Source organism: Veillonella sp. 3310 (assembly GCF_003999875.1).
Classification (GTDB): domain Bacteria; phylum Bacillota; class Negativicutes; order Veillonellales; family Veillonellaceae; genus F0422.
In genome coordinates this window covers 131,672-142,675 of the sequence record NZ_RQVJ01000004.1, presented here as the reverse complement: position 1 = coordinate 142,675, position 11,004 = coordinate 131,672, and the positions used below count along the sequence as shown (strand labels likewise).

The 11,004-nt window shown below is 42.5% G+C and carries 9 protein-coding genes; all 9 read left to right on the top strand.

Translation table 11 applies throughout. From position 1 onward, the window contains the following. Positions 1-1,305 precede the first annotated feature (1,305 nt). The 9 genes from cysK (at position 1,306) to EO127_RS06750 (ending at position 10,893) form a co-directional block, all read left to right on the top strand. Positions 1,306-2,229: a cysteine synthase A gene (gene cysK / locus EO127_RS06790; RefSeq protein ID WP_127448686.1), complete on the top strand. Its 924-nt coding sequence runs from the start codon at positions 1,306-1,308 to the stop codon at positions 2,227-2,229. A gap of 184 nt (positions 2,230-2,413) precedes the next feature. Continuing rightward, positions 2,414-3,439: a sulfate ABC transporter substrate-binding protein gene (locus tag EO127_RS06785; protein ID WP_164742310.1), complete on the top strand. Its 1,026-nt coding sequence runs from the start codon at positions 2,414-2,416 to the stop codon at positions 3,437-3,439. Further along, positions 3,420-4,295 carry a sulfate ABC transporter permease subunit CysT gene (gene cysT / locus EO127_RS06780; protein ID WP_127448684.1) on the top strand — a complete coding sequence of 292 codons (876 nt, stop codon included), beginning with the start codon at positions 3,420-3,422 and terminating at the stop codon, positions 4,293-4,295. Before EO127_RS06785 ends, cysT begins: the two co-directional genes overlap by 20 nt. A 7-nt stretch (positions 4,296-4,302) precedes the next feature. After that, complete coding sequence (locus tag EO127_RS06775) at positions 4,303-5,130, top strand: sulfate ABC transporter permease (protein ID WP_127448683.1); 828 nt, start codon at positions 4,303-4,305, stop codon at positions 5,128-5,130. 35 nt (positions 5,131-5,165) lie between these two features. After that, positions 5,166-6,227, top strand: a complete 1,062-nt coding sequence (locus tag EO127_RS06770) for an ABC transporter ATP-binding protein (RefSeq protein ID WP_127448682.1) — start codon at positions 5,166-5,168, stop codon at positions 6,225-6,227. Positions 6,228-6,308: 81 nt separating this feature from the next. After that, complete coding sequence (locus tag EO127_RS06765) at positions 6,309-8,015, top strand: adenylyl-sulfate reductase subunit alpha (protein ID WP_127448681.1); 1,707 nt, start codon at positions 6,309-6,311, stop codon at positions 8,013-8,015. Next, complete coding sequence (locus tag EO127_RS06760; protein WP_127161399.1) at positions 7,999-8,313, top strand: ferredoxin family protein; 315 nt, start codon at positions 7,999-8,001, stop codon at positions 8,311-8,313. The genes EO127_RS06765 and EO127_RS06760 overlap by 17 nt, the downstream gene beginning before the upstream one ends. Before the next feature lie 10 nt (positions 8,314-8,323). Then, positions 8,324-9,223 carry a sulfate adenylyltransferase subunit CysD gene (gene cysD / locus EO127_RS06755; protein WP_127069053.1) on the top strand — a complete coding sequence of 300 codons (900 nt, stop codon included), beginning with the start codon at positions 8,324-8,326 and terminating at the stop codon, positions 9,221-9,223. Beyond that, positions 9,223-10,893 carry a sulfate adenylyltransferase subunit 1 gene (locus EO127_RS06750; RefSeq protein WP_127448680.1) on the top strand — a complete coding sequence of 557 codons (1,671 nt, stop codon included), beginning with the start codon at positions 9,223-9,225 and terminating at the stop codon, positions 10,891-10,893. The genes cysD and EO127_RS06750 overlap by 1 nt, the downstream gene beginning before the upstream one ends. Positions 10,894-11,004: the final 111 nt, after the last annotated feature.

Below are 11,004 nucleotides of genomic sequence, written 5' to 3'. Positions count from 1 at the left end.
CGAACACAGTAGTTAAGCTCGTAAACGCCGAAAGTACTTGGCTGGAAACGGCCTGGGAGGATAGGAAGTCGCTGATTAATAAAGAAAGAGCACCCAAAAGGGTGCTCTTTTTTTATTACTTAGTGAGTTTACATACGAGCAGGTCGCCCTGGGATAAGCAGGGCTCATAATTTAAAGGAGCGGAGCGACGCATAAATTGTAGAGCATCGCTTAGTTCCTGACGTAAGGTTTTAAAGCCCGAAGGGCGAATAAAACCCACAGTCAGGAACAAATAGGAAGTCGCTGATTAAGAAAATAAAGAAGACGCCGAAAGGCGTCTTTTTTATTTTCTCATTCAATATATTATTTTGGTCTGGCCGTTTCCAGCCAGATTGATTAAGTAGCAACTAAGCTATATATGATAAGGCCTGGGATAAGCAGGGCTCATAATTTAAAGGAGCATAGCGACGCATAAAAGTGTGTGAATCGGGGAGTTCCTAGCGTAAGATTTTGAAGCCCTAAAGGGCGCACAAAATCCACAGCTAGGAACATATAGGAAGTCGCTGATTAATAAATCTACTAAGCTGTTTCCAGCCAGATTGATTAAGTAGCAGCTAAGCTATATATGATAAGGCCTGGGATCCCCAGTGAACCATCTTTGAAGGAACGAAGTGACGCACAAAGATATGTGAATCGGGGAGTTCCTAGCGTAAGATTTTGAAGCCCCAAAAGGGGCGCACAAAATCCACAGCTAGGAACAAAGTAGGAAAAGGAAAGTATGAAAAGATAAAAATAGAAGAAGCAACGCATAAATCATAGAGCATTGCTTAGTTTCTGACGTAAGGTTTTAAAGCCCGAAGGGCGTATAAAACCCACAGTCAGGAACACATAGAAAGTCGCTGATTAAGAAAATAAAAGGAGACACCGAAAGGTGTCTTTTTTATTGTTTTCTTTAATGTACAAATAACAATTCTCATTTCCGGTTATGTATATTTATGTATATATAGCTTTAACCTATATATGTATATAGTTTATATCCAATTGACTACATAGGAATAAGAATATACAATAGTAGACGTTACTGTAGCTCCAAATTTATAGTAACCCCATATTAGAAGTATGAAATCATACTAATGTAAATATTGTAATTATGAAATAAAAAGATATATTTATAAAATTAGATATATAGATTATCAATATATAACGCTCATAAATTAATTATTAAAATATCACAATAGATATATATAATATCGGCACATAGTAAATAGTAAATAACAAGTAACTACTAGTATATATAGAGAAGATAACAGTAAGGGGGAATACGTCATGTACCAACATGTAACAGATTTAATTGGCTCGACGCCTTTGGTGGCATTGGATGCTTTTACAAAGCTACATCAATTGAATGGCCGTTTGTTAGGAAAATTAGAATATTTTAATCCATTGGGCAGTGTAAAAGACCGTGTTGCTTATGGGATGATCAAAGAGGGCATTGACTCTGGAGTAATACAAAAAGATACGGTGCTGATTGAGCCTACCAGTGGTAATACGGGTATTGGATTAGCTTTCGTAGCAGCTCAAATGGGTCTTAAGTTAATTCTTGTTATGCCCGACACGATGAGTGTGGAGCGACAGCGTATTGTCAGAGCATTAGGCGCTTTAGTAGTACTTTCACCGGGCATAGAAGGGATGAAAGGCAGCATTCGTGTAGCTGAGGAGTTGCAACAGATACATGGTAATGCGTTCATCTTGCAACAATTCACAAATCCTGCGAATCCGAACACACATTACGAGACCACAGGCCCTGAGATTTGGAAGGATACGAATGGCGAAGTAGATGTATTTATTTCTTCCATTGGTACTGGCGGAACTGTGACAGGAGTGGGTCGCTATCTGAAAGAGCAAAACCCAAATGTGCAGATTATCGGCGTAGAGCCGACGACATCTGCTGTACTATCTGGCAAGGAAGCAGGCCCTCACGGGATCCAAGGCATTGGTGCAGGATTTATCCCGGATGTATTAGATACTAAGCTGTTAGATAAAATTGTCACAGTTTCTACAGAAGATGCCTACGCATGTACGCGGACAATCGCTAGAACAGAGGGTTTGTTACTGGGCATTTCTTCGGGGTCTGCCTTACAAGCGGCTATACAAATTGGTCAGGATCCTGCTTACAAGGATAAGAATATTGTTGTATTACTACCTGATGGTGGGGAGCGCTATTTATCGACAGGGATTTTCGATGCTTGAAGTATTTTAGCGGATGACTCTTAAGTTTTATTTATAGAGTTGAGATATATCATATTTTTAGGCAGAGTATGGTCGCTATTTCTAAAGGTAGATAGGGAATATTAGCAAACTAACTGGTTATAATTAGTGGCGTCTAACAATATGATTGCAGTGCTATGGAATGAATCATGACGATGGAGGATATATGAAACGAAAACGATATAGAAACTGGCTCATCGCCATGATAGGCATTGTATGTATAGGGACTTTCACAGGATGTATGAAAGAGCCCAAAATAGTGGGTAATGAGGTGCACATTACGAATGTGTCCTATGATAGTACACGTGAGTTTTACGAGGATTATAATCGCTTGTTCCGTGAGCATTATAAGACACTCACTGGAAAGGATGTGCATGTCACGCAATCTCATGGTGGATCCAGTGCGCAGGCACGGTCTATCATTGAAGGGAATGATGCCGATGTTGTGTCATTAGGATCTTCGCAAGATATAGAGATGCTGAACCGTGTGCATTTGCTTGATGCGAATTGGGAAGCGATGTTCCCCAATCATTCGGCGCCTTATACGTCGACTATTGTATTCTTGGTGCGAAAGGGTAATCCTCAGCATATACAAGGTTGGGAAGATTTAGAACGGTCTGGCATTTCCATTGTAGCTCCAGACCCTAAAAGTTCTAGCGCGGCTTGTTGGATATTCATGGCAGCTTGGGATCATGGACTTAGGGCATACGGCACAGAGACGGGTGCCAAAGGATATGTGAAATCTCTCTATGACCATGTGAAAGTCTTAGATGCTGGCGCTCGTAGTGCAGCGACGACTTTCGTAGAAAATAAACAAGGCGATGTGCTATTGATTTGGGAAAATGAAGCCTTGCAAATTGTGAAGAATTACCCAGGTCAATATGAAGTGGTCACACCGAAAACGAGTATCGTTGCAGAGCCGAATGTGGCGCTTGTAAAAGGAATTACAGACCGAGATCAGACTACAGAGGTGGCTCGTGATTACATTCAGTATTTATACTCCGATGAGGGACAACGATTGATTGGTTCTTATGGGTTTAGACCGTCTAATCCAGCTATCTTACAGGAGTTTTCTTCAACCTTTAACCATAGGATAGAGTTAACAACGATTCATGCGTATGGCGGTTGGGATGCAGTATATAAAAAGTTTTTTGATGAAGGTGGGGTATTTGATGAAATCTATGGAACCTAATACATCGTGGCTTTCACGAATCATACGCCCTACATCGACGCGGATTATTCCGGGTATGGGATTGTCTTTGGGCATTACCATCGCCTTATTATCGATCTGTATCATCATTCCTTTAGGGTCAGTGTTTTCCCATGGTTTGTCCTTGCCTTGGGACACGTGGAAAGTATTGCTTACAAAAGCGAATGTCATACAAGCTTTTAAAACTAGCTTGGGAACAGCAGCTATAGCAGCTGCTATTAATGTGGTCTTTGGGTTTATCTTGGCTTGGGTATTGGTGCGCTATACCTTTCCAGGAAAAGCTTTACTGAATAGTATGATAGAGCTCCCCTTTGCCCTACCCACAGCGGTGGCAGGTATTACTTTGTCGAAACTGTATACCGATACAGGTTGGTTTGGATCAATTCTGTCACAGTGGGGGATTCACGTGGCTTACAGTCAAATAGGCATTGTGGTAGCCCTCGTATTTGTAGGGATTCCCTTTGTGGTGCGGTCTTTGGAACCGGTGTTAGAAACCTTAGATCCTATTTACGAAGAGGCAGCTTTCATGATGGGAGCGAGCAAGTTTAGACTGTACCGACAAGTTATTTTTCCTGAATTATTGCCACCCTTGTTGACGGGTTTTAGCTTGGCTTTTGCTAGAGGGATTGGCGAATATGGTAGCATTATTTACATTTCAGGGAATAGTTTTAAAAATCACACACAGGCTGTGTCCTATGTGATTATGCAAAAGTTAAATTATGCCGATTATAGCAGTGCTACGGCCATTGCCATTGTGTTATTAGGCATTTCGTTTTCAATATTATTAGTAGTGAATCTGATTCAGAATCATCACGCAAAGCGTATTAAAGGGAGGTAAGGGGACTATGAAAGGACGATACGGTTCTACCTTGTTAATTCTATTAGCTTGGGCATTCATTATTTCTATGCTTCTTATTCCTATGCTTTCAGTAGTGTTTCAGGCCTTATCCTTAGGTTGGCAGTTCTATGTGCAGTCTATTAGCACTGTATATGTGATGAAATCTTTGGGGCTGACCATTTTGGTGATGGTCATTGCTATGTTGGTGAGTGCTATCTTCGGTGTGGCGGCTGCGTTTGCTGTGTCGAAATTCGATTTTCCTGGTAAAACATTGATAGCTACTTTGGCAGATATACCTTTTTCTGTATCGCCAGTCATTGCAGGTTTAGCTTTTCTACTCACCTTTGGTCGATTGGGATGGTTAGGGCCATACATCAATCAGTTCAATGCGTGGACAGGGTTAGATATTCGTATTGTGTTTGCTATACCAGGGGTTATCTTGGTTACTATATTTATGACGATGCCCTTTGTATTCCGTGAAATCTTGCCAGTCTTGTTGAATCAAGGGCGAGAAGAAGAGGAAGCGGCTGCTTTGATGGGGGCTTCTGGATGGCGTATTTTTAAGGAGATCACCTTTCCTCACATCAAATGGCCTTTGTTGTATGGGATTATCTTGTGCGGAGCCCGGGCTATGGGTGAATTTGGAGCCGTGGCGGCCGTATCTAAGGCGAGGGGCTCTACGTTTACCTTGCCATTAGAAATCGATGCTCTCTATATGTCTGGTACTGAAAGCGCTGTGGTTGCATCCTTTAGTGTATCGTCGGTGTTGATTCTATTGGCTTTCATCATGATTGGTTTACGCACCTATGCGGCGCATAAAGCTAGTCATCGGTAATAATCGTCATCGATACAGGTAGAGGGAGGAAATACATGTACGTTAGTTTATCGAATATATATAAAAATTATGGAGACTTTCAGGCATCTAAAGATGTGTCCTTATCCATTGAGAAGGGCAGTTTGGTAGCCCTCTTAGGTCCTAGTGGTAGTGGGAAGACGACCATATTACGGATGATTGCTGGCTTGGAAACACCAGATCGAGGTGATATCTGTATCAATGGGACACGGGTCAATGACGTGGCACCGGCAGATAGAGGGATTGGTTTTTTGTTTCAAAGTTATGCCTTGTTTCGCTATATGACGGTCTTTGATAATATTGCCTTTGGCTTGACTGTAAAGAAAGTGGCCAAGGAGGAAATTCGTCGCCGTGTAACAGAGCTCATCGAACTCATTGGCCTTAGTGGATTAGAAGATAGATATCCGAGTCAACTGTCGGGCGGACAACGGCAACGGGTTGCCTTTGCGAGAGCGTTGGCACCGAATCCAGAGGTATTGCTCTTGGATGAACCCTTTGCAGCCATCGATGCGAAGGTAAAAGAAGAGCTTCGTATGTGGCTACGTAATACGATTCAGCAAATTGGTATTACTACTATTTTTGTCACACATGACCAAGAAGAGGCGCTAGAAATGGCGGATCAAATCGTGGTCACCAACAAAGGTCGTATTGAACAAGTAGGAACACCGCAGGAGATCTACTGTAATCCAGAGACTCCTTTTGTGGCTAAGTTCTTAGGTAAGTCTTCTGTCGTAGAAGGGTATGACGTGTTAAAGGGCTTTCAGAAAATCGAAAATGTAAAAGAAGCCTTAATTCGACCAGAATATATCAGCATTCATCCTCAAGGGTCATTACACCGCTATCGCAGTGTGGTGGAACTAGGTCATATTGAACATATTTTATTCAAAGGAAATCGTTTGGAAGTGACCCTGCGGATTGGTGAGTTAGTACTGGTGGCGAATCATACTATCGATGGACATGCTTTCAAAGTAGGTGATGCGGTGGATGTGTTGATTTCTAGAATTTGCATCTATGATGAGACGGATACGTATCTAGTAGAAAATGAAGGTATGAATACAAGTAGCTTGTTCTATATTTAGTATGAAACTTTCAAAAGGTATAGATAAAGCAGAAACAATATATACAAGGGTATATACGCATGGAAGGAAAGGGTGCATAGGATGTTAGGAAAGAAAGAGCGACTGCGCACAGATGTGTTGATTATCGGCGGAGGGACGGCTGGTTGTTATGCAGCGTTAACCATAGGAAAAACTAGCGATGCCCGTATCATCGTGGCAGAGAAGGCGCATATTAAACGAAGTGGCTGTTTGGCAGCAGGGGTGAATGCCATCAACTGTTATATTTTGCCGAACCGCACAGTCCAAGATTATGTGGACTATGCCACGAAGGATGCGGAGGGCATTGTACGAGATGACTTGTTGCGTACGATGTGCGAACGAGTGAATGGCACAGTTCATGAGCTAGAACGATTAGGACTAGTGATTTTGAAAGACGACCAAGGCAACTACGTGGCTCGTGGGAATCGAAATATTAAAATTAATGGTGAAAATATTAAGCCTATCTTGGCGAGTGCTGTGGAATCTTTGGAACATTGTCAGGTAATTAATCAATTAGTTATCACGGATTACATTGTGAAAGATAACCGTATCTATGGTGCTGTAGGATTCCATAAAGAAACGGGTACCATCTATGAGATTGAGGCAACCTACGTAATCTGCGCTACTGGCGGTGCCTCTGGGATTTATAAACCTAACAATCCGGGCTTTTCTCGTCATAAAATGTGGTATTCCCCATTCAATACAGGGGCGGGCTATGCGATGGGGATCTTGCAAGGGGCGGAGATGACGACCCTAGAGATGCGCTTCATTGCCCTTCGTTGTAAAGATACTATCGCCCCTACCGGGACTATTGCCCAAGGGGTAGGAGCTAAACAAATCAATGGACTTGGCGAGAATTATGAAAGTGTATACGGCATCACTACGTCCCAACGTGTGTACGGCACCGTACAGGAACAGGTGGAAGGCAGAGGACCTTGCTATTTAGGAACGAAGGGGATTTCTCCAGACCAAGAGCAAGACTTGCTGAAAGCCTACCTCAATATGGCACCAAGCCAAACATTGCGTTGGGTAGAACGTGGACAAGGACCTGCCACAGAAAATGTAGAAATTGAAGGTACAGAGCCATATATCGTAGGCGGTCATACAGCGAGTGGCTACTGGGTAGATACGCACCGAGAAACGACCATCACTAACTTGTTTGCTGCTGGTGATGTGGCAGGGGGAGCTCCTCAAAAATATGTCACAGGAGCCTTAGCAGAAGGTGAAATTGCAGGTGATGAAATTGTACGACGGTACCAAGATCAAGGTGAAGTGCCATCTGTAGGAAATGAACCATGGTATAAGGAAGCAATCGATGCTATCTTGAAACGATATGTTGCGCAACAGGGTGCTAATGATGATTCTACTTTAGTCCGTATTGAAGAACAGGAACAGCGCTTACAAGACATTATGGATATCTATGCCGGTGGCATCAGCCAAGCCTACAAATACACAGAGGAAAGCTTAGGTATTGCGAAATCAAAATTGCAAGCTTTAGCCAAAGATGTAGAGCAATTACAAGCCAATACATTACATGAACTGTCCTACCTCTATGAATTGCGAGATCGCATTGTGGTGGGCCGAGCCTTAGTGGCTCATTTAGAGGGACGTAAGGAAACACGTTGGCACAGCTTTGGAGAACATGGTGACTACCCGAATTGTAGCGACGACGGATTGGTGTACGTCAACTCCGTATATCAAGATGGTGAATTTCAGGTCTTTCAACGGCCACTAGTGGAAAAGGGGGATACTTATGAGCATACAAATTAATAAGGATACTTGTATCGGTTGCGGTAGATGCCAACAAGTATGCCCTGGGACATTAATCTATAAAGATGAGGCGAAGAAAGCTTACATCGCCTATCCTTCTGATTGTTGGGGCTGTGTGTCCTGCGTAAAAGAATGCCCTGTAGGAGCTATTTCCTTTTTCTTAGGAGAAGACATGGGTGGTAAAGGAGCTACTATGGTGGTAACAACAGAAGGTCATTTATTGCACTGGGACATTACGAAAGTAGATGGAACTGTGCAACGAATTACAGTGAATGCAAAAGAAAGTAATGCCTATTAAGGAGGTCAATATGAGTCAATTCTCTCATTTAGATGAATTAGAAGCGGAAGCTATATATATTATTCGAGAGGTAGCCGCACAATGTGAAAATCCAGTGATGCTATACTCCATCGGGAAAGATAGTTCGGTAATGCTGCATTTAGCAATGAAAGCTTTTTATCCAGCAAAACCGCCATTCCCATTCTTACATGTGAACACTACTTGGAAGTTCAAAGAGATGATTGAGTTTCGTGACAATGTGGCAAAGAAATTAGGTATCGAAATGCTAGAGTACATCAACCAAGACGGAGTGGATCGTGGTATCAACCCATTCGACTCTGGTGCGGCCTATACAGATATTATGAAAACACAAGCTTTAAAACAAGCGTTGGACAAATACGGCTTTGATGCGGCCTTTGGTGGCGGTCGCCGAGACGAAGAAAAATCTCGTGCGAAAGAACGTATCTTTTCTTTCAGAAATGAACAACATGCGTGGGATCCAAAGAACCAACGTCCAGAGATGTGGAAACTATTTAACACAAAAATCAACAAAGGGGAAAGCATGCGTGTATTCCCTATCTCTAACTGGACAGAAACCGATATTTGGCAATATATCAAACGGGAAAATATCGACATCGTACCATTGTACTTTGCAGCAGAACGACCAGTGGTAGAACGTGATGGCAACTTAATCATGGTCGATGATGAGCGATTCCGCTTACAAGATGGTGAGACCGTAGAAAATAAATTAGTGCGATTCCGTACATTAGGCTGTTACCCATTAACAGGTGGTATTGAATCGAATGCGACGACCCTAGATGAAATCATTGAAGAAACATTGAGTGCTGTATCGTCTGAACGAACTACAAGGGTTATTGACAGTGAAGCGGCAGGTAGCATGGAACGACGTAAACGGGAGGGCTATTTCTAATGAAAAGTTTATTGAAATTCATTACATGTGGCAGTGTAGATGACGGAAAATCTACATTGATTGGACATATCTTATACGATTCCAAATTATTATATGCAGACCAAAAGGAAGCCCTTGAATTAGAAAGTAAGGTGGGCAGTCGTGGCGGTAAAATCGACTACTCCTTATTGCTAGACGGTTTGATGGCAGAGCGTGAGCAAGGCATCACCATTGACGTGGCGTATCGCTATTTCACAACGGACCATCGCAGCTTCATCGTGGCAGACACACCGGGCCATGAAGAATATACACGAAACATGGCGGTGGGAGCCTCCTTTGCGGATTTGGCGATTATTCTAGTGGATGCGAAGCAAGGTGTATTGGTGCAAACTCGTCGCCACGCTCGTATCTGTGCTTTGATGGGGATCCAACATTTTATCTTTGCAGTGAATAAAATGGACTTAGTGGACTATAGTGAAAGTCGCTTCCAAGAAATCCAAACAGATATCCAAGGATTACAACAAGAATTGCAATTGGCAGACATTGCTATCATCCCTGTATCGGCAACAGAGGGTGACAATATCACTGTTCATTCTCCTCATATGCCTTGGTATAAGGGCAATACTTTACTAGGCCATTTAGAAACAGTAGATATCCAAGCTTTTGAAGAAGAAGGATTCTATTTGCCAGTACAACGTGTATCTCGACCAGACCATACGTTTAGAGGGTTCCAAGGACAAGTGGAAAGTGGTACCCTTCGTGTGAATGACACAGTGTGCGTCTTGCCAAGCGGTGAAACGGCAGTAGTAAAATCCTTAATTCGAGGTTTTGATTCTGTTGAGGAAATTCATACAGGGGAAGCGGTGACGATCCAATTAGATCGTGAAGTAGATGTGTCCCGTGGTTGTGTCATTGTGAATGGCACAGAATTACAGGTCAGTGCAAAGTTAGAAACTACCTTGCTCTGGATGGATGATACTACTTTGCAAGAAGGTAGAGAATACCTGATTATGGCAGGTACGAAATTAGTATCTGGGGTAGTGAGCAAAATCCGGTATGCTGTGGATGTGAACACTGGCGATCATGTGGAGCGTGATGGATTAAGTAAAAATGAAATAGCTCGTTGTGTTTTGACCTTACAAGAACCAATTGTGGTGGATACTTTCACTAAGCATAAAACATTGGGCGAGTTCATTTTGATCGACCGTGTGAGCCATATGACAGCGGCCTGCGGTGTGATCCAAGACACCCTCGATAAAGGGGAAGAACTATATACATTTATCGGCGATTCCGTTCGTGGTCGTGGTGATATTTTTGAAGAGTTCTACTATGATGTGGAAGGATTGACAGTCGATAAAGTGCGCCCAGAATGTGCTACGTACCGTGTGGGTGATACGATTCCGTTGACAGGGGATAGTTACCAATATCCAAGCACTTTCGATATCTTGATTTTACGTGATAAAGTGTATATTTCTGTACGAGATGGGGTCATCACAGCCATTGCTCCATTGCGTGAGTATACATACCAAGGTGTACCATTATTAAATGGTCGTGGCTTTGGCATCGAGGTACAATCTGCAGAGGAATACGCTCAGTTTATAGCAGATATTGAGGCATCCAAGAATCTCAATGAGACATTCGCGAAATGGTTGACGTTCACAAGTTATCGTCACATTGCTTTCAAAAAATAAGTTATATTGTTAACCTTACACTCCTACATAAGGTTGCCTATTGTCCTAAACCTCTCTACAAGGTATAATGAAGTAGATTGTAATACGAAGTAACAATTGTACTTACGTAGA